This is a genomic window from Falsirhodobacter sp. alg1 (assembly GCF_000739715.2).
Taxonomy (GTDB): Bacteria; Pseudomonadota; Alphaproteobacteria; order Rhodobacterales; family Rhodobacteraceae; genus Falsirhodobacter.
Genome location: NZ_BBJC02000003.1, coordinates 68,250 through 92,114, shown reverse-complemented (window position 1 = coordinate 92,114; position 23,865 = coordinate 68,250). Strand labels below are relative to the sequence as shown.

General features: G+C 61.8%; 25 protein-coding genes and 1 tRNA gene. 15 read left to right on the top strand and 11 right to left on the bottom strand.

Features of this window, described 5'->3' with window-relative positions; genetic code table 11:
- Both ilvN and nhaA read left to right on the top strand, forming a co-directional pair.
- On the top strand, positions 1 to 558 hold the full coding sequence (gene ilvN, locus TR36_RS06900; RefSeq protein WP_045390697.1) for an acetolactate synthase small subunit: 558 nt from the start codon (positions 1 to 3) through the stop codon (positions 556 to 558).
- 9 nt (positions 559 to 567) lie between these two features.
- Positions 568 to 1,761, top strand: a complete 1,194-nt coding sequence (gene nhaA, locus TR36_RS06895) for a Na+/H+ antiporter NhaA (protein ID WP_062762815.1) — start codon at positions 568 to 570, stop codon at positions 1,759 to 1,761.
- Here the strand turns inward: nhaA and TR36_RS06890 are convergent.
- Both TR36_RS06890 and TR36_RS06885 read right to left on the bottom strand, forming a co-directional pair.
- Entirely contained in the window at positions 1,758 to 2,213 is a 456-nt protein-coding gene (locus TR36_RS06890) for a cytochrome c-type biogenesis protein (RefSeq protein ID WP_045390703.1), read from the bottom strand. The genes nhaA and TR36_RS06890 overlap by 4 nt on opposite strands.
- The gene (locus TR36_RS06885; protein WP_045390708.1) at positions 2,210 to 4,165 is read right to left on the bottom strand and encodes a heme lyase CcmF/NrfE family subunit; all 1,956 of its coding nucleotides are present in this window, start codon (positions 4,163 to 4,165) and stop codon (positions 2,210 to 2,212) included. The genes TR36_RS06890 and TR36_RS06885 overlap by 4 nt, the downstream gene beginning before the upstream one ends.
- A gap of 124 nt (positions 4,166 to 4,289) precedes the next feature.
- On the opposite strand from TR36_RS06885, the gene rocF reads away from it, so the two are divergent.
- The 4 genes from rocF to gluQRS all read left to right on the top strand — a co-directional run bounded on the left by rocF (position 4,290) and on the right by gluQRS (position 10,147).
- On the top strand, positions 4,290 to 5,216 hold the full coding sequence (gene rocF / locus TR36_RS06880) for an arginase (RefSeq protein ID WP_062762812.1): 927 nt from the start codon (positions 4,290 to 4,292) through the stop codon (positions 5,214 to 5,216).
- Between the two features lie 73 nt (positions 5,217 to 5,289).
- Positions 5,290 to 8,013, top strand: coding sequence for a DNA gyrase subunit A (gene gyrA, locus TR36_RS06875; protein ID WP_045390715.1), 2,724 nt, complete (start codon positions 5,290 to 5,292; stop codon positions 8,011 to 8,013).
- Positions 8,014 to 8,033: 20 nt separating this feature from the next.
- Positions 8,034 to 9,368 (top strand): methylenetetrahydrofolate--tRNA-(uracil(54)-C(5))-methyltransferase (FADH(2)-oxidizing) TrmFO, encoded by a 1,335-nt coding sequence (gene trmFO / locus TR36_RS06870; protein WP_045390718.1) that lies wholly within the window; start codon positions 8,034 to 8,036, stop codon positions 9,366 to 9,368.
- Entirely contained in the window at positions 9,353 to 10,147 is a 795-nt protein-coding gene (gluQRS, locus tag TR36_RS06865; RefSeq protein ID WP_045390721.1) for a tRNA glutamyl-Q(34) synthetase GluQRS, read from the top strand. The genes trmFO and gluQRS overlap by 16 nt, the downstream gene beginning before the upstream one ends.
- Here gluQRS and TR36_RS06860 read toward each other — a convergent pair.
- On the bottom strand, positions 10,144 to 10,860 hold the full coding sequence (locus TR36_RS06860; protein ID WP_045390724.1) for a GNAT family N-acetyltransferase: 717 nt from the start codon (positions 10,858 to 10,860) through the stop codon (positions 10,144 to 10,146). The two genes, gluQRS and TR36_RS06860, sit on opposite strands and share 4 nt — an antisense overlap.
- A gap of 101 nt (positions 10,861 to 10,961) precedes the next feature.
- Here TR36_RS06860 and msrB point away from each other — a divergent pair, with 101 nt between their 5' ends.
- Positions 10,962 to 11,354, top strand: coding sequence for a peptide-methionine (R)-S-oxide reductase MsrB (msrB, locus tag TR36_RS06855; protein ID WP_045390727.1), 393 nt, complete (start codon positions 10,962 to 10,964; stop codon positions 11,352 to 11,354).
- A gap of 7 nt (positions 11,355 to 11,361) precedes the next feature.
- Here the strand turns inward: msrB and TR36_RS06850 are convergent, their stop codons facing one another.
- Complete coding sequence (locus TR36_RS06850; RefSeq protein ID WP_052362598.1) at positions 11,362 to 11,778, bottom strand: outer membrane protein assembly factor BamE; 417 nt, start codon at positions 11,776 to 11,778, stop codon at positions 11,362 to 11,364.
- A gap of 135 nt (positions 11,779 to 11,913) precedes the next feature.
- Here TR36_RS06850 and TR36_RS06845 point away from each other — a divergent pair, with 135 nt between their 5' ends.
- The 8 genes from TR36_RS06845 to TR36_RS06810 all read left to right on the top strand — a co-directional run bounded on the left by TR36_RS06845 (position 11,914) and on the right by TR36_RS06810 (position 17,227).
- Entirely contained in the window at positions 11,914 to 12,459 is a 546-nt protein-coding gene (locus tag TR36_RS06845; RefSeq protein ID WP_052362599.1) for a DUF177 domain-containing protein, read from the top strand.
- A gap of 154 nt (positions 12,460 to 12,613) precedes the next feature.
- On the top strand, positions 12,614 to 12,820 hold the full coding sequence (gene rpmF / locus TR36_RS06840) for a 50S ribosomal protein L32 (protein ID WP_062762809.1): 207 nt from the start codon (positions 12,614 to 12,616) through the stop codon (positions 12,818 to 12,820).
- Positions 12,821 to 12,844: 24 nt separating this feature from the next.
- Complete coding sequence (gene plsX, locus TR36_RS06835; protein ID WP_045390733.1) at positions 12,845 to 13,951, top strand: phosphate acyltransferase PlsX; 1,107 nt, start codon at positions 12,845 to 12,847, stop codon at positions 13,949 to 13,951.
- Positions 13,948 to 14,904, top strand: coding sequence for a beta-ketoacyl-ACP synthase III (locus tag TR36_RS06830; protein WP_062762806.1), 957 nt, complete (start codon positions 13,948 to 13,950; stop codon positions 14,902 to 14,904). The genes plsX and TR36_RS06830 overlap by 4 nt, the downstream gene beginning before the upstream one ends.
- A gap of 72 nt (positions 14,905 to 14,976) precedes the next feature.
- Positions 14,977 to 15,279 (top strand): integration host factor subunit alpha, encoded by a 303-nt coding sequence (ihfA, locus tag TR36_RS06825; RefSeq protein ID WP_045390736.1) that lies wholly within the window; start codon positions 14,977 to 14,979, stop codon positions 15,277 to 15,279.
- Between the two features lie 12 nt (positions 15,280 to 15,291).
- The gene (locus TR36_RS16025; protein ID WP_082714878.1) at positions 15,292 to 15,960 is read left to right on the top strand and encodes a MerR family transcriptional regulator; all 669 of its coding nucleotides are present in this window, start codon (positions 15,292 to 15,294) and stop codon (positions 15,958 to 15,960) included.
- A gap of 70 nt (positions 15,961 to 16,030) precedes the next feature.
- Positions 16,031 to 16,108 (top strand) — tRNA-Pro (locus TR36_RS06815).
- A gap of 57 nt (positions 16,109 to 16,165) precedes the next feature.
- Positions 16,166 to 17,227 (top strand): 2'-deoxycytidine 5'-triphosphate deaminase, encoded by a 1,062-nt coding sequence (locus TR36_RS06810; RefSeq protein WP_045390739.1) that lies wholly within the window; start codon positions 16,166 to 16,168, stop codon positions 17,225 to 17,227.
- Here TR36_RS06810 and TR36_RS06805 read toward each other — a convergent pair.
- The 7 genes from TR36_RS06805 to TR36_RS06775 form a co-directional block, all read right to left on the bottom strand.
- Positions 17,224 to 17,418 (bottom strand): hypothetical protein, encoded by a 195-nt coding sequence (locus TR36_RS06805; protein WP_045390742.1) that lies wholly within the window; start codon positions 17,416 to 17,418, stop codon positions 17,224 to 17,226. The two genes, TR36_RS06810 and TR36_RS06805, sit on opposite strands and share 4 nt — an antisense overlap.
- Positions 17,419 to 17,422: 4 nt before the next feature.
- Positions 17,423 to 18,040 (bottom strand): SMC-Scp complex subunit ScpB, encoded by a 618-nt coding sequence (scpB, locus tag TR36_RS06800; RefSeq protein ID WP_045390745.1) that lies wholly within the window; start codon positions 18,038 to 18,040, stop codon positions 17,423 to 17,425.
- Positions 18,037 to 18,795 carry a ScpA family protein gene (locus TR36_RS06795; protein ID WP_045390748.1) on the bottom strand — a complete coding sequence of 253 codons (759 nt, stop codon included), beginning with the start codon at positions 18,793 to 18,795 and terminating at the stop codon, positions 18,037 to 18,039. The genes scpB and TR36_RS06795 overlap by 4 nt, the downstream gene beginning before the upstream one ends.
- A 9-nt stretch (positions 18,796 to 18,804) precedes the next feature.
- Positions 18,805 to 19,800, bottom strand: a complete 996-nt coding sequence (gene nagZ / locus TR36_RS06790; RefSeq protein WP_045390751.1) for a beta-N-acetylhexosaminidase — start codon at positions 19,798 to 19,800, stop codon at positions 18,805 to 18,807.
- Entirely contained in the window at positions 19,797 to 20,777 is a 981-nt protein-coding gene (locus TR36_RS06785) for an SPOR domain-containing protein (protein ID WP_045390754.1), read from the bottom strand. The genes nagZ and TR36_RS06785 overlap by 4 nt, the downstream gene beginning before the upstream one ends.
- A gap of 68 nt (positions 20,778 to 20,845) precedes the next feature.
- A complete protein-coding gene (gene argS / locus TR36_RS06780) occupies positions 20,846 to 22,588 on the bottom strand; it encodes an arginine--tRNA ligase (RefSeq protein ID WP_045390757.1) in 1,743 nt (580 codons plus the stop codon).
- 64 nt (positions 22,589 to 22,652) lie between these two features.
- Complete coding sequence (locus TR36_RS06775; protein ID WP_062762803.1) at positions 22,653 to 23,798, bottom strand: type III PLP-dependent enzyme; 1,146 nt, start codon at positions 23,796 to 23,798, stop codon at positions 22,653 to 22,655.
- Positions 23,799 to 23,865 lie beyond the last annotated feature (67 nt).

The window sequence follows — 23,865 nt, the reverse complement described above, 5'->3', positions numbered from 1 at the left end:
ATGGCGCTCAATATCAAACACGGATCCTCCAGCCATTCGGCCTATGATCTGCGTGACCCGAACGGCGAAATCATCGAAAGCCACACGCTGGCCATCATGGTCGACAACGAAAGCGGTGTTCTGGCGCGGGTCATCGGCCTGTTCGCCGGCCGCGGCTACAACATCGAAAGCCTGACCGTGGCCGAAGTGGATCACGCGGGGCATCGTTCGCGGATCACCATCGTCACCACGGGAACCGCGCGGGTGATCGAACAGATCAAAGCCCAGCTTGGCCGCCTTGTTCCCGTGCACGAGGTGCGGGATCTGACCATCGAAGGCCCGTCCGTCCAGCGCGAATTGGCCCTGTTCAAGGTGGCAGGCAAAGGTGACGCCCGCATCGAGGCATTGCGCCTGGCCGAGATTTTCCGTGCGAATGTCGTGGATTCCACGCTGGAAAGCTTTGTCTTCGAGATGACCGGCACTGCCGAGAAGATCGATGCTTTCGCCGATCTGATGCGCCCGCTGGGTCTGGCCGAGATCGCGCGAACGGGCGTTGCGGGCCTAGCCCGAGGCGCGTAGAAGTGCGGGATGATCAGTAAGTTGCCACGCCCCGCCTCGATGTTCCGTGATTTCCTCAACTCTTCCACGGCAGGGGGGGTTGTGCTGATCGTGGCATCGGCTGCGGCCCTGATCGTGGCGAATTCCGCGCTTGGCGAGGATTACGTCGCGGCGCTGCATTACCATCTGGGGCCGCTTCCGGTTCTGGAATGGATCAATGATGCGCTGATGGCGATCTTCTTTCTGAACGTCGGGCTGGAAATCAAACGCGAAATGCTGGACGGGCAGCTTGCCTCCTGGCCGCGTCGCATTCTGCCGGGGGCTGCGGCATTGGGCGGGATGATCGTGCCCGCCCTGATTTTCGTAGGCGTCAATCTGGCGGCCGGGGATTTGGGGCATCCAAGGGGATGGGCCATTCCCTCTGCCACTGATATCGCCTTCGCTCTCGGGGTGCTCGCCCTTCTGGGGCCGCGTGTTCCGGTGTCATTGCGGGTGTTTCTGGCCGCGTTGGCGATCATCGACGATCTGGGTGCCGTGGCCATCATCGCGATCTTCTATACATCCGACATGGATTTTACGATGCTTGGCGCAGCGGCGCTCTGCTTTGCGGGGTTGATGGCGCTGAACAGGATCGGCGTCATGAAGCTTGGCCCTTATCTGGTGCTGGGCGCTCTGCTCTGGTTCTTCACGTTGCAATCGGGGGTCCATGCAACCGTGGCCGGTGTGCTGCTGGCGATGACGATCCCGCTGTCGCTATCCCCCGCGGCACCCGATGACATGACAGCCCCGCTGAACCGCCTGGAACATGCGATTTCACCCTGGACCACGTTTCTGATCGTGCCGATCTTCGGGTTTGCCAATGCAGGCGTCTCGTTCGAGGGGATGAGCTTTGGCAACCTTCTGGATCCCCTGCCCCTTGGTATCGCGGCGGGTCTGTTCATCGGCAAGCAGGTCGGCGTTTTCTCGACCGTCTGGGTTGTCATCAAGGCCGGATGGGCCGATGTCCCCCGCGATGCCACATGGCGTCAGGTGTATGGCGTGACCGTGCTGTGCGGCATCGGCTTCACCATGAGCCTGTTCATCGGCCTGCTGTCGTATTCCGAGGTGGCGCTGCAGAATGAACTGAAGATAGGTGTTCTGGCCGGTTCGGGCCTATCCGCCTTGCTGGGGGCCTTGATCCTGCTGCGGTCCAAGCGCGAGGCAACTCCGACACCATCGCGTTAATCGCGCGCCGTCAGCTCTGCGAGGCGGCGGCGTTCTTCCTCGGTCAGGGGGGCATCTGGCGCAGCTGTCCGCCGACGGCGAAGATAGATGCCTGCCCCCAGAAGCCCGACCAGAAAAAGCCCCGGCCCTGCTGCCCACAGCACGATCGTGGTGCCCTGCGCGGGGGGGCGCAGCAGTACATATTCGCCATAGCGTTCCACGATATAGTCCACGGCGGCCTCATCCGTGTCGCCGGCCACCAACCGCTCCCGCAGCAGCAATCGCAAGTCCCGGGCAATGCCGGCATTGCTGTCATCAATGTTTTCATTGCGGCATACGGGGCAGCGAAGCCCCTGGCTGATCTGCCGGGCGCGCGCCTCCAACGCCGGATCGGCCAGAATTTCATCCGGCTGCACTGCAAATACGGGCCATGCAAGCAGGGACAGGGCCACGGCACAGAAAATACCTTTCATCCTGCCGCCCTCACGGCGCCAGCGGCCATACGGTACCGCCGGTCGGTCAGGCTGACCACTCCGCCCAGCGCCATCAGGATGGCCCCGCCCCAGATCCAGTTTGCAAAGGGCTTGATATAGCTGCGCACGGCGTAACCGCCATCATCCTGCGGATCGCCGATGACCAGATAGAGATCGCGGGTGATACCATAGTCGATCGCGGCCTCGGTCGTGGGCATCCTTGCCACCGGATAGAAGCGTTTTTCAGGGTGCAGAACGGCAATCTGCTTTCCCGCCTTTGCAACGCGCATATCCGCAATGGTGGTCAGGTAGTTCTGCCCCTGCCCCTCATGCACCGCATCCAGCGTTATGGAATAAGGACCGATGTCATAGCTCTCGCCGGTGCGCAGCACACGGATATCTTCGGATTGCCAGGCAAGAACCGCACAGACACCGAAAATGGTCACCCCGAATCCTGCGTGCGCCACCGCTTTGCCCCAATCTCCACGCGGCAGATGGCCTATCCGGCCAAGGCGCGCGCGCAGCGTTCCACGCCCTCCGCGCTGCCACAGCTCTACCAGCACACCGGCCACGATCCAGGCGGCCAGCGCGCACCCGAGGGGACCCAATATCGACCGGCCGGTCTGCATGGCCCAGACAAGGGCGGCTATGCTGATCGCCAACGTCAGCGCGCCGCGAAGCATCCAGATCGCGCGACCCAGTTTGGCACGTTTCCACGGGATCAGCCCTCCGACAGGCAGCGCAATGGCAACCGCGATCATGAATGGCGTAAAGGCCGCGTTGAAGAACGGGGCACCAACGGACAAGGTGCGCCCCCAAAGGATTTCGGCCAGCAAGGGCCAGATCGTTCCCAGAAACACGACAAAGCAGGACACCGTCAGCAGCAGATTGTTCAGAACGAGGCCACTCTCGCGGCTGATGGCCGCGAATATGCCCCTCGCTTCCAGGGCACTGGCGCGCAGGGCGAACAGGCTCAGCGATCCACCCATGAACACCCCGAGGATCAGCAGGATGAATACCCCCCGCTCCGGATCGTTCGCAAAGGCATGGACCGAGGTTATCACCCCTGAACGGACGATGAATGTACCGATCAGCGAAAACCCGAAGGCAAGGATGGCAAGAAGCACGGTCCAGGCCTTCAGCGCCTCCCTCTTTTCAACGACAATGGCGGAATGCAGCAGGGCAGCGCCGATCAGCCACGGCATGAAGGACGCGTTTTCGACCGGGTCCCAGAACCAGAACCCGCCCCAGCCCAGCTCGTAATACGCCCACCACGAACCAAGGGCGATACCGATGGTCAGGAACAGCCAAGCCGCCAGCGTCCACGGACGCACCCAGCGCGCCCATGCCGCATCTACACGCCCCTCTATGAGCGCGGCGACGGCAAAGCAGAACGACATGCTCATTCCGACATAGCCGAGGTACAGGAACGGCGGGTGGAATGCGAGGCCCGGGTCCTGCAGCAGCGGGTTCAGATCGGCCCCGTTGAACGGCGGATCCCCCAGCCGCAGAAACGGATTGGAGGTCAGCAGCATGAACAGCATGAAGGCCACCCCGATCATGCCCTGAAGGGACAAGACCCGCGCCCGCAGCCGGACCGGCAGATTGCCCCCGAACCATGCAACCATTGCCCCGTATAGGGACAGGATCAGCACCCAGAGCAGCAACGATCCTTCATGGTTTCCCCAGACGCCCGATATCTTGTACAGCAGCGGCTTTGCCGTATGCGAATTCTCGACCACCAGACGGACAGAAAAATCCGATGTCACAAAGGCGTGCATCAGGGCGGCAAAGGCAAAACCGACCAGAACCAGCTGGATTTTGGCCGCGGGTTCGGCCACCGCCATCCATCCTGACCAGCCTTTGTGGGCCCCGACCATTGGCAGGATGGATTGCACCACGGCCACGAATAACGCCAATATCAACGTGAAATGGCCGAGTTCCGTAATCATAGCGTGGCCCTTTACAGCTGCGTTGCCCGGACCATAGGCCCGTTGAGGACGAGTTTGAAGCGTCTTGGGCTGGCCATGGCCGTCTGGCCTGCTAGGCTGGCGCCGCAAAGCAACGAGGGACGCCATGACAATATCCTGCACCCTGATCGGCGCACCGATCGATAGCGGCCAGCAGCGCCAAGGCTGCCTCATGGGGCCTGCCGCCTATCGTGTGGCGGGGATCGGCAGCGCCCTGACTGCCCTTGGGCACACCGTAGAGGATCGGGGCGATGTGGCCCTTCCCGCCCTGCGTGATGCGACCTCCTCGAACCCTGCCGTCCACCATCTGGCCGAAACGATCGGCTGGACCGAGGCCCTGTCCGCCTCGGTGCAGACCACGCTTGCCGATGGCCGGTTTCCGATCGTGATGGGGGGTGACCATTCGTTGGCGCTTGGCAGCGTGGCCGGGGCGGCCTCGCACGCCCGGGGGGCCGGACGGCCGCTGTTCCTGCTGTGGCTGGATGCCCATTCCGATTTCCACACACCGGATACGACCGTTTCCGGCAACCTGCATGGCACGCCGGTGGCCTATATCGTCGGGCGCGACGGGTTTGAGGCTTTCCCCCCCTTTCCNGCCCCCCTGCCGCCGCAGAACATCTGCATGTTCGGCATCCGGTCGGTCGATCCGGCGGAACATGCTGCGCTTCTGGATCATGAGATCGAGATCAACGATATGCGCGTGCTGGATGAATACGGCATCGCGGCCCCCCTGCGTGCGTTTCTGGACCGGGTGAAATCCGCGAACGGGATGCTGCATGTCTCGCTGGATGTGGATTTCCTGGACCCTTCGGTAGCCCCCGCCGTGGGCACCACCGTTCCGGGCGGCGCCACGTTCCGCGAGGCCCATCTGGTCATGGAGCTGCTGCACGAATCCCGTCTGGTGACCTCTCTGGATCTGGTCGAGTTGAACCCGTTTCTGGATGAACGCGGGCGTACGGCCAAGGTGATGGTCGATCTTGTCGCCTCGTTGATGGGCCGCAAGGTATTTGACCGCCCGACCCGCAGCTTCTGATGCCCCACTCCATTGCCCCGACGGGACCGTGCGGTTATAGTCGGGGTCAAGAACTGACCAGAAGGCGCGCCTCGTGACCGATATCCCCGATAGTGACAACGAAACCCCGAACAGCGCACCGATCCAGTCGCAGGTTTCCATCACCGAAGAGATGCGTACCTCCTATCTCGATTACGCGATGAGCGTGATCGTCAGCCGGGCAATTCCCGACCTGCGGGACGGTCTGAAGCCTGTTCACCGCCGCATCCTGCATGCGATGAACGAATCCGGCAACACCTCGGACAAATCCTATCGCAAGTCGGCGCGTCCGGTCGGGGATACCATGGGGAAATACCACCCCCATGGCGACAGCGCGATCTATGATGCGCTGGTGCGGATGGCACAGCCCTTCTCAATGTCGCTCAAGCTGCTGGACGGTCAGGGCAACTTCGGCTCCATGGACGGCGATAATGCGGCCGCGATGCGTTATACCGAAGTGCGGATGGACAAGGCCGCAGCCTTCCTTCTGGCCGACATCGACAAGGATACCGTCGATTTTCAGGATAACTACGACGGCAAGGACCGTGAGCCCACGGTTCTGCCCGCTCGGTTCCCGAACATGCTGGTCAACGGGGCCGGTGGTATCGCGGTCGGCATGGCCACCAATATTCCGCCCCACAATCTGGGTGAGGTGATCGATGGCACGCTGGCGCTGATCGAGAACCCCGATATGTCCACCGAGGCGCTGATGGAAATCATTCCTGCGCCGGATTTCCCGACAGGGGCGCAGATCCTCGGTCGGTCCGGTGCGCGCAAGGCCTATCTGGAAGGCCGCGGTTCGGTCATCATCCGCAGCAAGACGCGGGTCGAAGAGGTCCGCAAGGACCGTTATGCCATCGTCATCGACGAGATTCCCTATCAGGTGAACAAATCGTCGATGATCGAGAAGATTGCCGAAATGGTTCGTGAGAAACGGATCGAGGGGATTTCCGGTGTTGCCGACGAATCCGACCGGGTCGGCGTTCGTGTGGTGATCGAGCTGAAGCGCGATGCCACTCCCGAAGTCGTCCTGAACCAGCTGTACCGCTTCACGCCGATGCAGACCTCGTTCGGCTGCAACATGCTGGCATTGAACGGGGGTCGCCCCGAACAGCTGATGCTGCGCGATTTCCTGACCCACTTCATCACCTTCCGTGAGGATGTGGTTGCCCGCCGCACCGCGTTCGAACTGAACAAGGCCCGCGAGCGGAGCCATGTTCTCTGCGGCCTGGCCGTGGCCGTATCCAATGTGGACGAGATTGTCGCCACGATCCGCGCGTCCAACGATCCGGCAGAAGCGCGTGAAAAGCTGATGACGCGGCGCTGGCCGGCCAAGGATATCGCGCCCTATATCCGCCTGATCGACGATCCATCACACAAGATGAATGACGACGGCACATACAACCTGTCGGAAACGCAGGCTCGTGCAATCCTTGAACTCCGCCTTCAGCGCCTGACGGCGATGGGCGTCAAGGAAGTGACGGACGAACTGCAGGAACTGGCAGCCAAGATCCGCGACTATCTGGAGATCCTTGGCTCCCGTGAACGGATCATGGCAATCATCTCTGATGAATTGCGCGAAGTGAAGGCGCTGTTCGCCGTTCCGCGTCGCACCGAGATCCTCGACTGGTCCGGCGACATGGAAGACGAGGATCTGATCGAGCGGGAGGATATGGTTGTGACCATCACCTCTGGCGGATATATCAAACGGACCCCGTTGAACGATTTCCGCAGCCAGCGTCGCGGCGGCAAGGGGCTGTCCTCAATGGCCACCAAGGAAGACGATGTCGTGACCACGCTGTTCGTGGCCAATACGCACGCGCAGCTGCTGTTCTTCACGACCGACGGCATGGTCTACAAGCTGAAGACATGGCGCCTGCCCCTTGCCAGCCGTCAGGCGCGCGGCAAGGCGATGGTGAATATCCTGCCAATCCAGCCCGGCATTTCCATAGCGGCCCTGTTGAAGATCGACGAGCCGGAGGAAGAGTGGGAATCGCTGCAGCTTGTCTTCGCGACCAGCGAAGGCGAAGTGCGCCGCAATGCCCTGTCGGATTTCACCAATGTCATGCGCAACGGTAAGATCGCGATGAAGCTGCCCGAAGGCACCAGCCTTGTGAACGTTCGCGTCACGAGCGAGCTGGATGACGTGATGATGTTCACGGCCAGCGGGCGGGCGATCCGCTTCCCGACCACCGATGTCCGCGTGTTCAAGGGGCGCGATTCCACCGGTGTGCGGGGTATCCGCCTCAATGACGATGACAGCGTGGTTTCCATGTCCGTCATTCGCCACTTCGAGGCCGATCCCGCCGAACGCGCTGCCTATCTGAAAATGCGCCGCGCGGCCCTGGGGGCTGTTGATGACGGCGAGACCGATGATGAGGAAGCGGCCGAAGGCAGCCTCAGCAACGAGCGTTACGAAGAGATGAAGGCGGCCGAGGAACTGCTGCTGACCATCACGGCCAATGGATCGGGCAAGCTGTCGTCCAGCCATGCCTATCCTGTGCGCGGCCGTGGCGGTATCGGTGTGCGGGCGGTGGACAATGCCATGCGCGGCGGTGCGCTGGTCGCCTCCTTCCCCGTGGCGCTGGATGACCAGATCATGCTGGCGACATCGACCGGCCAATCCATCCGTGTTCCGGTTGACGGCATCAGCTTCCGCTCGCGCTCGGCCGGTGGTGTGCGCGTGTTCAACACGGCGGCGGGGGAACATGTCGTCTCGGTTGCACGCATTGCAGATCAGGGCGATGACGCCATTGACGAAGGGACGGAGGAGGCCTGAACGGCCCCTCCGGCATTACCATGACAGAAAAACTACATATCGTTGGCGGCGGAATGGCCGGGTCCGAGGCTGCATGGCAGGCCGCGCAGATGGGCGTGGATGTGGTGCTGCACGAAATGCGCCCGCAGATCGGCACCTTCGCCCACCGGACGGCCAGCTTTGCCGAAATGGTCTGCTCGAACTCGTTCAGGTCGGATGACAGCGAGCATAATGCCGTCGGCCTGCTGCATTGGGAAATGCAGGCAGCGGGGGGCCTTATCATGGAGATGGCCAAGGCCCACCGCATTCCGGCGGGCGGTGCCCTGGCCGTGGACAGGGATCCCTTTGCCGAGGCGGTAACCGCGCGGCTTCGCGCCCATCCGCGCATTCGTGTGGAAGAGGGGGAGGTCGTGGGCCTGCCCGACAGCGGCAAATGGATTTTCGCGACAGGCCCGCTGACCTCTCCGGCGCTGGCCGAGGCCATTCGTGGCGTGACGGGTGCCGAAAGCCTCGCGTTCTTCGACGCGATCGCCCCCATTGTCTATGCCGACAGTATCGACATGAACATCGCGTGGCGGCAATCCCGCTACGACAAGGGCGAAACCGAAGACGAGCGGACAGCCTATGTGAACTGCCCGATGGACAAGGACCAGTATATGGCCTTCATCGAGGCGATGATGGCTGCGGATAAGGCCGAATTCCATGAGGGTGAAACAGCGGGCTATTTCGATGGCTGCCTGCCGATCGAGGTAATGGCGGAACGCGGCCCCGAGACTCCCCGGTTCGGCCCGATGAAGCCCATCGGCCTGACCAATCCGCATAACCCCAATGTGAAACCCTATGCCGTGGTACAGCTGCGCCGCGACAACAAGTTGGGTACGCTTTATAATATCGTGGGCTTTCAGACCAAGATGAAGCACGGTGCGCAGACCGAAGTGTTCCGCATGATTCCGGGGCTGGAAAACGCAAGCTTTGCCCGTCTGGGCGGCATTCACCGGAACACCTTCCTGAATTCCCCTACCTTTCTGGATGACCGGATGCGGCTGCGCGCCCGGCCCAACCTGCGCTTTGCCGGTCAGGTCACGGGCGTGGAGGGATATGTGGAGAGTGCGGCAATGGGTCTGCTGGCGGGCCGCATGGCTGCTGCCGAAATTCTTGGCCGTGATCTGCCGCCCCCTTCGCCCGATACCGCGACCGGCGCGCTGATCACGCATATCACCGGCGGGGCCGAGGCAAAAACCTTCCAGCCGATGAACGTGAATTTCGGGCTGTTTCCCCCGATCGATGCCAAGGGTGGGCGTCGCGGCCGCAAGGACCGCTACAAGGCCTATACCGACCGCGCCAAGGACTCGTTCAGGGCATGGCTGGATATGTAACGCGCTTTGCCCCGTCCCCGACGGGGCCGCTGCATCTGGGCCATGCCTTTTCCGCCCTGACCGCCTGGGACCGCGCCGCCAAGGCTGGCGGCACCGCACTGTTGCGGATAGAGGATCTTGACCAATCCCGCGCCCGCCCCGAATGGGAAGCGCAGATCTACGACGATCTGGCATGGTTGGGCCTGTCATGGCCGGAACCCGTCATGCGCCAGTCGGACCGCCTGCCGGCCTATGATGCTGCACTGGAAAAACTGGCGGCAATGGGGCTGACGTACCCCTGCAAATGCAGTCGGGCCGATATCCGGGCCGCACTGTCCGCCCCGCAGGAAGGCGCGATGGGGCCGGATGGCATCATCTATCCCGGAACCTGTCGCGGGCGCCCATGGGCCGATGCAGGCCCGCAGGACACGACCCGACTGGATATTGCCAAAGCAGTGGCGATTGCCGGGTCGGAACTGGCAATCGCTACGGATGAAATCGGGGACGTGATCCTTGCCCGGCGTGGAATGGGGGCGGCCTATCATCTGGCGGTGGTGGTAGATGATGCCGCACAGCGCGTGACAGAGGCCGTACGCGGCGCGGATCTGGCAGCGGCAACCCCGATCCACCACTTGCTCGGACGGCTTCTGGGCCTGCCTCCCGTGACATATTTCCACCACCGCCTGATCCGTGACGATCATGGCAAACGGCTGGCAAAGCGGGATGATGCGCGTGCCATCGCGACCTATCGTGCCGAAGGGGCGACACCGGCCGATATCCGCCGGATGGTCGGGCTCTAATTCGCGATGGCCCGCAGCAGTTGCGCGCGGGCGGGCGGAATGGCCGCAATTTCCAGCCCGGTAAAAACATGCAGCGTGTTCATGTGCGAATCCACGACCGCATGGTCGGACACCCACCCCCCCATCAACAGATAGCTGCGCAACAGTGGCGGCATGCCCCGCATGGCCTTTTGCAGGTTCGGGTCGCGGTCTGTCTCGGCATAGCGGAAGACATCGGGGGCCTTTACCGTCGGCTGCCATTCCGCGGGGGCCAGATGGGCCTGCCGCAGCAGGGCAAAGGCATCCTCGTAGGGGGCAGGCTCTGTCCCGTAGAACGAAGAACAGCCAAAGAGCATTGCGGCCCCTGCCTCATCCACCGCAGCGGCAACCCCGCCCCAGGCAACACGCACGATATTCGGATCCCGCCGCGCCGGATGGATGCAGAAGCGGCCCATTTCGATCATCGGGCCATGAAACCGCCGCAAGGCCGAAAGATCGTAGAACTGCGCGGAATAGCTCTGCTCGATCTCGTCAGGGGTCAGCAGCAGCAGCCGGTAGCAGGCGACCAGATCATCGGCATCCTCCACCAGCACGTGCAGGCAACTGTCGTCAAATGCATCGCCGTCCTGCACGTTCAGGCGGAAGGCCAGCGTCCTCAGGGCACGGGCACGCGCCAAATCTGCCGCTCCGGCAGCCAGTCTGACCCTGTAGCGCCCCCGTGTCAGCGTCCGCATCCCGCAACTCCTTGGCGATTCCCGCCTCCGTTCCTAAATATTGCCGTGATACGCCGCACGAACAACCCGCGGTGCGACCCTACACCCTGAAGGAGAGTGTTATGGCTGATAAAATCGTCAAATCCGACGCAGAATGGCGCGAACAGCTTACGGATGAGCAATATCGAGTCACCCGCCAGCACGGAACCGAACGTCCCGGCAGCCATGAAAACCTGCCGACCGAACCCGGGACATTCACCTGTGTGTGCTGTGGGGCCCCCCTGTTCGAACAGGAAATGAAATACGAAAGCCATTGCGGCTGGCCTGCCTTCTACACCGGCAATGACGAATCGATCGGCATGTCTCGCGACCATTCCCATGGAATGGAACGCATCGAGGTGCATTGCGAAGCCTGTCAGGCCCACCTTGGCCATGTATTCCCCGACGGTCCGCAGCCGACAGGGCTTCGTTACTGCATCAATGGCGTTGCGCTTGCATTCCAGCCGAAGGAGTGACCGCGGATCAGTTGTCGATCACCTGATCGGTCCGAATACGGCCGACGGAGCCGAACAGCTGCCGCAGGAAGGTGCTGCCTTCCACGCCGCTTTCGGTCACACGGCGGGACAGGGGTACGATACGCCCCTTGTCCATGCCGAACCGTTCGACGTTGGTCACATGATCCTGACCATCGAAGCTGATGGCCACGACTTCACGCCCGATCTCGCGGTTGTACAGCCCGAAGGACTTGAAACGGCTCTGGACATAGTACCACTCACGGTCGGTCAGCAGGGCCGTGGCCGAAGGGCGACCGACCGCCTTGGCGACCGTGTCGCGGCTTGCACCGATCTGGACCTGCTCCAGATCATGCTCCATCGGAACGTAACCGTGGTTGCGGTAAATTGGCCCACAGGCCACGACAGTGGTGAGTAACAGGGCCATACCCGCTCCACGCATCACCAAAGCTGTCTTTTGTCCTGCCCAGGCCATGCATACCCCTTGCCATGCGGGCCATGGGCCCATATCGACCCATGGCTTAACAGAAGGTCATGCTCCTGTTCAAGAAAGGATCACACGATGACCAATGAACCGATGACCCTTAAGTACCGCACAGGTGCTTTGCCGACCCGGAAACCGCAACGCTTCCGGCTGGAGACAACCCCCGAGCAGCGCAAGGCTCTTGCCGTCGAACTGGGGCTTATTTCCCTGTCCGCATTGACGATGGAGGGGGAGATCAAGGCCGAAGGTCGGGGTGATTTCCGGCTGAATGCGCGGCTCGTTGCACGGGCCGATCAATCTTGCGTGGTCACGCTTGCGCCGGTGCCTGCCCAGATCGACCAGCAGATCACCCGCCGCTACACCCCCGACATGGCCAAACCCAGCGAAGAAGAGGTCGAGATCCCCGAAGACGACTCACTCGAGCCGCTGGAGGATGAAATCGACGTCGCAGCCGTTGCAGTCGAGGAGCTGGTCCTGGCCCTTCCACCCTATCCAAGGGCCCCCGGAGCGGTGCTGGGAGAGGCAATTCATGCAGAAGATGGCGTCGAAGCGCTGTCGGATGCAGATCTTCGTCCATTCTCCGGCCTTCAGGCCTTGAAAGACAAGATGAACGGTGGCACTTAGGCCCCCTTGAGGAAGGGACTTGCGCAGCCGCAAAATTCGGCTATGTTCCGCGCCTCATTGAATAGTGCGATCCGGGCACCCGATCGGTTCGGGGCGTGCCGGATTCGAAGTAGCAACAGGGGCCCCGTCCCCTCATCAGATTGAGGTCGAGACCATGGCTGTCCCGCAGAATCGCGTTACCAAATCCCGTCGCAACATGCGTCGCTCGCATGACGCCCTTGTTGCGTCGAACCCGGGCGAATGCTCGAACTGTGGCGAACTGAAGCGCCCTCACCACGTTTGTGGCGCATGTGGCCACTATGACGCGCGTGAAGTCATTGCCACGACCTCCGAGGTCGATCTGGACGACGACGCGGCATAAGCCCGCGCGCCGATTTTATCCGCCATGTCATCCGAACTGAATACTCCGGTTTCTGTAACAGGGCGTAAAATCGTCATTTCGGTCGACGCTATGGGCGGCGATCAGGGACCGGCTGCTGTTGTAGCCGGTCTTGTCGCGTCTGCGGACCGCAATCCCGATATCGGGTTCATCCTGCACGGGGATGAGGACGCATTGGCGAAGCTGGTCCTGCAGCACAAGATTCTGCAGGGTCGCTGCGTCATCCGGCACGCGCCGCGCGTCGTGACGATGAACGACAAACCCAGCCAGGTTATGCGGAACGGTCAGGGCACATCCATGTGGTCAGCCATAGATTCGGTCCGTGAGGGTGAGGCGAGCGCCGCCGTATCCTGTGGCAATACCGGTGCGCTGATGGCGGTTTCAATGCTGCGTCTGCGCAAGATTCCCGGCGTGAACCGACCGGCAATCGGCTGTCTGTGGCCGTCGCGGAATCCCGGCGGCTTCAACGTCATGCTCGATGTCGGGGCCGATGTGCGCGCCGATGCCGAGGATCTGCTGCAATACGCCCTGATGGGCGCCTCCTATGCCCGCAACGGCATGGACCTGCAAAGCCCCCGCGTCGGCCTGCTGAACGTCGGCACCGAAGAGCACAAGGGCCGCACGGAAATTCGCGAAGCCTACGAGATGATGGCCGCCAATGCCGAAACCGGCGGCTATAAATTCGTGGGCTTTGTCGAGGGTGGCGACATTCCGGGCAACCGTTGCGATGTGATCGTGACCGATGGCTTTACCGGGAATATCGCCCTGAAAACCGGCGAAGGAACGGCCAAGCTCGTTTCCGATTTCCTGAATGATTCGTTCCGCTCTTCCCTTCTGTCGAAAGTCGGGGCGCTGCTGGCATTGGCTTCGTTGCGCAAGCTGCAGAAACGGATTGATCCGCGCCGGGTCAATGGCGGTGTCTTTCTGGGCCTGAATGGAACAATCGTGAAATCCCACGGCTCTGCGGATGCCACCGGGGTTTCCGCCGCAATCAAGCTGGCGTTCCAGCTCGCACAATCCGACTTTGCCGAGCGTCTGGCCCTTCGGGTTGCCTCTGCCATCGGAACGGGGCAGGATACGCTACAACCAACAAAAGACGGAACCGCTGAATGACATTGCGCGCCGTTGTGAAGGGCGTCGGGCATTATCTGCCTGATCGTGTCGTTCCCAATTCTGAATTCGAAGCCCGCATAGAAACAACGGATGAATGGATTCGTACCCGCTCGGGCATCGAACGCCGCCATTTCGTGGCCGAGGGGCAGACGACCTGTGATATCGGCACACTTGCAGCACAGGCCGCACTGGCCGATGCGGGCCTGACACCCGGCGATATCGACGCGGTGATCGTCGCCACCTCCACCCCCGATTTCACGTTTCCTTCGGCTGCCACCACCATTCAGGCAGCCTTGGGCATGGAACGCGGGTTTGCCTTTGATGTGCAGGCGGTCTGTGCGGGATTCGTATATGCGCTGACCAATGCCGATGCGCTGATCCGTTCTGGTCAGGCAAATCGTGTGCTGGTCATCGGCGCAGAAACCTTCTCCCGCCTGATGGACTGGGATGACCGCGCTACTTCGGTTCTGTTCGGCGATGGCGCTGGTGCCTTGGTGCTGGAGGCCGAGGAAGGTGAGCGTGGTATCCTTGCCAGCGATCTGAACAGCGACGGGCGTTTTCGCGATCTGCTGTATGTCGATGGCGGCACCGCCACGGGCATGACCGGCCACCTGCGGATGCAGGGGCGCGAGGTTTTCCGTCATGCTGTAGAAAAGTTGGCCAAGACTGCACATGCCGCTTTGGAAAAGGCGGGCCTCAGTGCGGCCGATGTCGATTGGGTCGTCCCCCATCAGGCAAATTTGCGTATCATAAGTGCAACAGCCCAGAAGATGGGACTGTCGATGGATAAGGTCGTGGTCACGGTTCAGGACCACGGCAACACCTCGGCTGCATCAATTCCATTGGCTTTGTCGGTGGGCAAGGCCCGCGGACAGATCAAAACCGGTGATCTGGTGGTGACCGAGGCAATCGGAGGCGGGCTCGCATGGGGCTCGGTCGTGATTCGGTGGTAAAAGGATATTCTATCAGGAATATTGACTTGGCCATGATGCGACCCCATCCTTTCAGGGATCAGGGGGTGGCAAATGACCGGTAATACACTGACACGTATGGATCTTGGTGAAGCGGTATTCCGCGAGGTGGGCTTGTCCCGCGCAGAATCCTCACAGCTGGTCGAAAGCGTTCTGCAGCATGTGTCGGATGCGCTTGTTGCTGGCGATCAGGTGAAGATTTCGAGCTTCGGCACCTTTTCCATCCGCGACAAATCCGCTCGTATGGGGCGCAACCCCAAGACCGGCGACGAAGTCCCGATCACACCCCGCCGGGTGTTGACCTTTCGGCCATCGCATCTGATGAAGGATCGCGTTGCCGCAGGGACAAAAAAGTAACGCGAGGATTCTATGGATAAATCGGCCGATGCCTTCCGCACCATCAGCGAGGTGGCCGACATCCTTCAGACGCCAGCTCATGTGTTGCGCTTCTGGGAAAGCCGGTTTCTACAGATCAAACCCGTAAAACGTGCCGGCGGGCGCCGGTATTATCGCCCGTCCGACGTAGCCCTGCTAAGCGGAATTCGCCGCCTTTTGCATGAGGACGGGATGACAATCCGCGGCGTGCAGAAGATCCTCAAGGAACAGGGCGTGCGCCATGTGGCCGAACATGGCCGCCGCGAAGAGGCCGGCTATATCGAGCTGGAGCCCGAGGATGAGGTTCACACTGCCGAAGTGCATGCCTTTCCCCGCCGCCCGGCCACACATGTCGATCCGGCGCTTGTGGGCTGGACATTTACCCCCAGTACAGATGATGCGCCTTCTGATGCGGAATTTTTTGCGGCGACGCCGACGGATATCGACACCACCGCGGATGAGGCCCCTCCGCCCCCGCTGGGGGTTCAGGATGCGAATCTGGCCCGTCTGCGGGCCGAACGCCTGAAAGAGCCTGCCCCGCAGGCCGAAACGCCTGCCCTGCTGACCCGACTTCAGCAGATTGACCCTGCCCAAATCGATCCTGAAATGCTGCGGCCGTTGGTCCTGCAACTGGTCGAATTGCGTCAACGCATGAATTCCTGAACTTAGTCCGCAAATTGATGTGGTTTCGGCTTGCTCCTGCCGCGAATATCATTATGTATCGCGCCTGTGTCGGGCCGTGGCGCAGCCTGGTTAGCGCGTCCGTCTGGGGGACGGAAGGCCGCGAGTTCGAATCTCGCCGGCCCGACCATCACCGAAAGCCGTCCGTAATTGCGGGCGGCTTTCGTGCTAACAGGGGTATGGGATCGTGACCGGGGTACTTCCTTCACAGGCGCTGCGGGACTTTGCCGATCGTGGCATTCTTTCCGCAAATCCACCCATCCTGCCCGATCAGGTACAACCAGCCAGCCTTGATCTGCGTCTTGGATCGGTCGCCTATCGCGTACGGGCCAGCTTTCTGGCAGGCAGCGGCCGTGCCGTTACCGACCGGATTACCGAGTTCGAGATGCACCGGATCGATCTGGCAGAAGGCGCCGTGCTGGAAAAGGGCTGCGTCTATGTGATTCCCCTGATGGAAACGCTGGCCCTGCCCGATGATGTTACAGGGGTGGCCAATGCCAAAAGTTCGACCGGTCGTCTTGATCTGCTGACCCGCACAATCACCGATGGCGGTGTGGAGTTCGACCGGATTCCGGCAGGCTACCACGGACCGCTGTTTGCCGAGGTGTGCCCCCGCAGCTTTTCCGTTCTGGTCCGCCCCGGAATGCGCCTGAACCAGCTTCGGTTACGGCGTGGTCAGGCGGTACTGGATGATACGACGCTGAAGGCCCTGCACAGGGCCGAGCCGCTGGTGGATGGCCCTGCGGTCATCTCGGATGGCCTTGGCTTCTCTGTTGATCTGCGGCTGCCGCAGGGCCACGTGGGATACCGCGCCAAGCCACATACCGGCGTGATCGATCTGGCCCGTCTCGGGCATTATCCGGCTGCCGACTTCTGGGAAGATGTTCACGCAAGCGATGGACGCATCATCCTCGATCCCGGCGCATTCTACATTCTGGTCAGCCGCGAAGCGGTTTCCATTCCACCGGACCATGCCGCAGAAATGGCGCCCTATCTGGCGATGGTGGGTGAATTCCGCGTCCATTACGCAGGGTTCTTCGATCCGGGTTTCGGCTATGGTGCGGCACGCGGATCGCGGGGCGTGCTGGAGGTGCGCTGCCACGAAGCCCCCTTTGTACTGGAGCATGGCCAGATTGTCGGGCGCCTTGTCTATGAACGCATGGCGGCTCCGCCCGACGTTCTATACGGGCAGGAGCTGGCTTCGAATTACCAGGGCCAAGGCCTCAAGCTATCAAAGCATTTCCGTTAACGGAACTTGCGGCTGATGCGTGCAGCCTGACGGGCACGTTTGACTGTGGCCCGCGTCTTTGCAGCCTTGGCCCGCTCGGCAGGGGTCATTTCGCTGTTGGATTTGCCGCCGGTGGACACGTGATTGATCCCCTTGTTGATCAATTTACCCAGCCCGATGGCCATCAATAGCCTGAATATCATGCGCATCATGCCGTCACTCCTCAAAAAGTTCTGCCTGACCGGCGTCTTCTTCGTCCGGTCCGATCTGATCCGCGGCATCGGGCGCGGGCCGGTTCTCCAGCAGGCCAGCCGCCCGCAGTTCGTTCAATCCGGGAAGATCCCGCGCATTCTCAAGTCCGAAGTGGTCCAGAAACACATCCGTTACCACAAATGTCACCGGCCGTCCCGGAGTCATACGCCGCCGCCCCAGCCGTATCCACTCCAATTCCATCAACTGGTCAATAGTTCCACGGCTGACGGCCACGCCCCTGATCTCCTCGATCTCGGCCCGGGTTGCTGGCTGGTGATAGGCGATGATCGCCAGCGTCTCGATGGCCGCCCGTGACAGCTTTCGGGTTTCAACAACCTCGCGCTGCATCAGAAAGGCCAGATCCGGCGCGGTTCTGAACGCCCAGGCATCCCCTACCCGCACCACGGCCACCCCGCGCCCGGCATAGGTGCGACGTACGGCAGCCAGTGCCTCGGCAGGGTCCGATCCCTGGGGCATCCGCGCGCCCATCTCGGCAACCGACAGCGGCGCGGCCGCCGCAAACAGCATCGCTTCGACCATCCGCTCCTGCTCGGCCATCGTCGGGGGGGCAAAATGGGTCATCCGCGTTTCCGTATCTGGATGGGCGCAAAGGTTTCCCCCTGCCTCAGTTCAATCTGCCCGCGCTTGGCCATTTCCAGCACGGCCGCAAAATGTGCAGCAGTGGCCGAACGGCGACGCGCCGGGTGCAGCCCCCACCCTTCGGGCAGATGTTCGTTCAGATCGGTCCATGCCCCGAAATAGTTCAACATGCCCCGCATCCGCTCCAGCGCTTCTTCCATCGTGAAGATATTCTTGCGGTCCATCACGAACGGGCGGAATTCGTCGCGGGTCCGGGTTCGCGCATAGGCCCGCATCAGATCGATCAGGCTGGCCGTATGGGTCACCCTCCTGTTGGCGACCAGATGCTCCGGCTCTCCCCGGGCAAAGATATCGCGCCCTAGCTGGTCACGTGCCATCAGCTGCGCGGCGGCATCGCGCATGGCCTGCAAACGCTCCAGCTGAAATGCCAGATGGGCGGCCATATCCTCGGCAGAAGGGCCGTGATCCTCAGGGTCAACGGGCAGCAGCAGACGTGATTTGAGATAGGCGAGCCATGCCGCCATCACGAGATAATCTGCCGCCAGTTCAATCCGCAGCTCGGCGGCACGTTCCACGAACATCAGGTATTGATTGGCCAGCTCGCTGATGGAAATGCGGCGCAGATCCACCTTTTGCGTTCGCGAAAGGGACAGAAGCATATCAAGCGGCCCCTCGAATCCCTCCACGTCCACAATCAGCGCCTCGGCTGCGAGGCGGTTCTGCGTATGCTGCTCCATCCACCGGGCCTATGCGTTCAGCAGCGCCGCAAGTTCCGAATGCAGCAGGGCCACATCGATCGGCGCAGGCGCACGGCGGGCATCCAATGCGACCCTTGCGCGGCGCAGCGCATCGGGCGTCATCGTCCCTGCCGATGTGGCAACCGCGATTCGCGCCTCATGCGGGCCATTGCAGTGCAGGACCACATCGCATCCCGACAGGATCGAGGCAGCAGCCCGCTCGGCGACGGACCCCGAAAGCGCCTCCATTTCGATATCGTCGGTCATCAGCAGACCGTCAAAGCCGATCTGGTTGCGGATGATATCGATCATAACGATAGAGCATGTGGCGGGGCGATCATCCAGCGCTTCGTACACGATATGGGCGGTCATCGCCATCGGCACATCGGCCAGCGCCTTGAAGGGCGCAAAATCATTCTGCGCCAATTCGTCGGCTGCGGCGGTTACCCGTGGCAGATGCTTGTGGCTGTCGGCTGTAGCACGACCGTGCCCGGGCATATGTTTGATGACCGGCAGAACACCCTGCGCCAGATGCGCATCGGCGGCAACACGGGCCAGCGCAGCCACGCCCGCTGCATCCGTGCCATAGCAACGGTTGCGCAGAAACGGGTGGGTGTCGGGGCCCGCGATATCGGCCACCGGCGCGCAATTGGCATCGATCCCCACCGCCCGCAGTTCTGCAGCAATGAGGGTAGAGCGCAATTCCATCGCGCGCAGCGGATTTACGGCACGGGCGACCATATCCAGCGCAGGCAGATGTTCGTGCCAATGCGGGCTGCGAAGACGCTGGACGCGTCCGCCTTCCTGATCCACCAGAACAGGGGCGTCCCGTCCGACAGCCTCACGCAATTGCGCCGTCAGGCGGCGCAGTTGATCCGGGGTTTCCACATTGCGGCCGAACAGGATGAAGCCGAACGGATCGGCATCCCGAAAGAACGCCCGCTCCCACTCTCCCAGTTCCGGCCCGTCGCATCCGAAGATGGTCGCGCCGCGCCCCACCGTCATGGGTTCACGGTTGGAATGCAGGCCGCGTTTTCAGCCAGCATTGCCGAACAGAAACGACGCGAATCAGATGCGTCCTCGAAACCAGCCGCACGAAGGCGGTAGAAGGTACGACCATTGCTGACCGCTTTCTGCACGACCAGCGTCTTGTCCGTGATCAGGCTGCCGAATTTCGCGGACAGGCGAGCCCATTCGGTACGGACCTGATCTTCGTTGTCAAAGGCACCCAGCTGCACAAGGTTTGCCCCCTTGGGCAGGGTGGAGGAGGCAGCCTCATGTGTGACGGGGGCCGGCGCGCTGGCAGCGGCGGGTGTTGCGGACGCCAGACGGCCCGACCGAAGCGGCGGACGGGGCGACCGCGTTACGGCACCTGCGGGCGCTGGTGGCACCACCTCGGCATGCATCAATTCCGGCGGAATCAGCGTGGGGTCGATCGACGGTGCCGGCACAGAGATCTCGTCGATCGGATCACCGGTAACGGTCTGGGCAAGCCCCTCCTCATCCGTATCCGGCCCTGCCGAAAGCGGGTCGGATGACGGCAATTTCGCAGGTAGGGTTACCGAACCCGCCACACCGGAGGCTTCGGCAATCGCAGCCATAACCTCGGGAGAGGCCTCGACACCGTCAAGGCCGGGGCCATCGCCCAGATCAAGCTCGGCAGCGCCCGGGGCCAGGCGCAATTCGTCGGGAAAATCACCGGAGGTGCCGGTCGCCGCAATTTCATTGACCGACAGACCCTGATTTGCAGCAATCACACCGCCCGGATCATCGGGGGCGACACGCATCGGGCCTTCCAGCGCCTTGACGACAGGAATGCCACGCACATCACGAACGGTGGTGTGATAGCCCCACCACGCCAGCGTTGCCACCAGTGCGACCGAACTGACCGCACCCGCAACATTGATGATGCGCTGCATATGCACACCACGCCGCGTATTATAATCCGCAGCTCCGAATTCGTCGAAGTCCACCTCAGCCATGCCTACACTGCCCCATAGCGACGTTGATCCGCCGCGCTCTTGCCCGTATTTCGCCGGTTGTGGCCTTGTCAGCGCATTTCTTGGACCGGCGTAACCCCAAGGATACCCAATCCGTTGGAAATCACAACGCCCGTTGCCCGTGCCAGACCGATTTTCGCCTGTGCCTGCGTCTGATCCGCCTGAACAAACCGCAATGACGGCTCATCATTGCCGCGATTCCACAGCCCGTGGAACTCGGAGGCCAGCTCGTACAAGTAGAACGCGATCCGGTGCGGCTCGTTCGCGCGGGCCGCAATCTCGACCAGGCGTGGCCATTCGCCCAGTTTCTTGATCAATGCCAGCTCTGCCGGATGGTTCAGCCCGTCGAAATCGATCGCGGCCAGTGTCAGATCGTCCACCGCCACGCCGGCTTCCACGGATTTGCGCAGGACGGAATTGATCCGGGCATTCGCGTATTGGACATAGAATACCGGATTGTCCTTCGACTGCTCCAGCACCTTGTCGAAATCGAAATCGAGCGGCGCATCGTTCTTGCGCGTCAGCATGACAAAGCGGGTCACATCCGCCCCCACCAGATCGACCACATCACGCAGGGTAACGAACGTCCCTGCCCGCTTGGACATCTTGAAAGGTTCGCCATTCTTGAACAGCTTGACCAGCTGCACCAGCTTGATGTCCAGCGGCACGCGCCCTTCGGACAGGGCCGAGACGGCCGCCTTCATCCGTTTGACATAGCCGCCGTGGTCCGCGCCGAAGATGTCGATCAGCAGATCGAAGCCGCGCTCCACCTTGTCGTAGTGATAGGCGATATCCGGGGCGAAATAGGTCCATGCCCCATCGGATTTCTGTACGGGGCGATCCATGTCGTCGCCATGCGCCGTAGAGCGGAACAGCATCTGTTCGCGCGGCTCCCAGTCTTCCAGCAGCTTGCCTTTTGGCGGCTCCAGCACGCCTTCATAGATCAGGTCCAGATCGCGCAGACGCTGCAGGGCGCCTTCGATCAGGCCGGTACCGTAAAGGGCCTTTTCACTGGAATAGACATCCATCTTCACGTTCAGGGCGGCCAGGTCGGTGCGGATCATTTCCATCATCCGCGTCATGGAGAAGTCGCGGAAAATCTCCAGCCATTCGGCCTCCGGCTTATCAAGAAAGCGGTCGCCGTATTGCGACTTCAGGGCTTCCCCCACCTCGATCAGGTAATCACCGGGATACAGCCCTTCGGCGATCTCCGGTTCCTGCCCGTTCGCCTCACGGTACCGCTCATAGGCCGAGCGTGCTAGGACATCGACCTGCGCACCGCCGTCGTTGATGTAGTATTCGCGCGTCACGTCCCAGCCCGCGAAATCCAGAAGGCTTGCGATGGCATCACCCACGACCGCGCCACGCGTATGGCCCACATGCATCGGCCCGGTCGGGTTGGCCGACACGAACTCCACGTTCACACGTTTGCCCTGCCCCATGGGGCTGCGACCGAAATCATCACCCTGCGAAAGGATTGCCCCGACCATCTGCTGCCAGACGCCGTCAGCCAGACGCAGGTTCAGGAACCCGGGGCCAGCAACCTCGACCGAGGCGATACGCGTATCATCCTGCAAACGGGCAGCAAGGCCTTCGGCAATCTTGCGGGGGGGGAGTTTCGCGGGTTTGGCCAGCACCATCGCGGCATTTGTGGCCATATCGCCATGCGCGGGATCACGTGGCGGCTCCACCGCGACATTGCCAAGGTCAAGGCCATGCGGAAGATCGCCCGATGCCTGCATCGCGGCAATAGCCTCGGTCACAACGGTGTGCAGTTCGGAAAAGAGGTTCATATGCGTTGTCCTGTCTGTCGCCCCCGAAGTGCCAGAGGCGACAGTCAGCGTCAATGCACGCCTGTCAAAGCTTCAGCGACAGAACCGTAGCCATGGACAGTTCGCCAAAGCCGTTGAAGCGCGTGTTGGTCACGGTCGAATAGGCTCCCATCCCCTCGAACAGGACGAAATCACCCTCCTCGACGGAAACGGACAGCGGCAACTCTCCCGGCAGGCGATCAACGGAATCGCAGGTCGGTCCGAAGATGATACGGTCCGTCCGCTCATCCTCGCGCAGGGCCCCTGCCGGTGTCATGACCTCGACCCGGTCGATCACCCCGATCAACGGGATCTCGGCCAAGGCGCCATAGATGCCGTCGTTCAGAAATACATGCTGCCCGTCACGAACCGCCTTGACCCGCGCCGCCAATGTAAAGGCATCGCCACAAAGGCCGCGCCCTGGCTCGCAGACCAGTTGCGGGCGGTTCGCACCGAAGGCCTCGCTGGCGGTGCGGTCGATCAGATCGAAGATCGCCTCAAGGTCAGGCAACACTGCATTCAGGCGATGGTTCGGGAACCCGCCCCCGACGTTCAGGCGCGAGATGGTCACACCGGCGTCGGCCGCAATCTGTGCCGCCGTGCTGATATATGTCTCCCAGGCCGACGGATCGGTGCATTGCGTGCCGGGGTGGAAGGTAATGGAAGGAACAAAGCCCGCCGCCGCCGCACGCGCCAGCAACACCGTCGCCAATTCGACAGTCGCTCCGAATTTGGCCCCGAAGTTATAGGCAGCCCCCGCGACCGGCAGCTTGAAGCGTACCGAAATCTCGCATCCCTCGGACGGGACATGGGCGATCAGCTTTGCAAGCTCCGATTCCGAATCAACGGAATAGCTTTTCACACCCAGTTCCACTGCCGTCCGGATTTCCGAAACGGCGCGAACGGGGTTGTTGTAATGCAGGGCTGCATCGGGCACGAGACGGCGGATCATCCGCATCTCGAACGGAGAGGCCACGTCGAAGCCACGCACACCAGCGGCGGCGAGGTTCTCCACCACGACCTCTTCGGGGTTCGATTTCACCGCATAGGTTACCATTCCCGGAAAACCGTCGATGAAGCGACGTGCTGTCGCCTGCAAAACGGAGGGGGAAAAGAACAAAACGGGGGCCTCGGGCTGCAACGTCCGAATATACTCGGCCGGTGTCGTCCAGATCGTCTTCGAAAGTCCCATCGGCGTATCCTTTCTGCCAACAAGACGCAGAACCTGCCCGGGTTGTTCCCGATAACCGTTCTGCGAG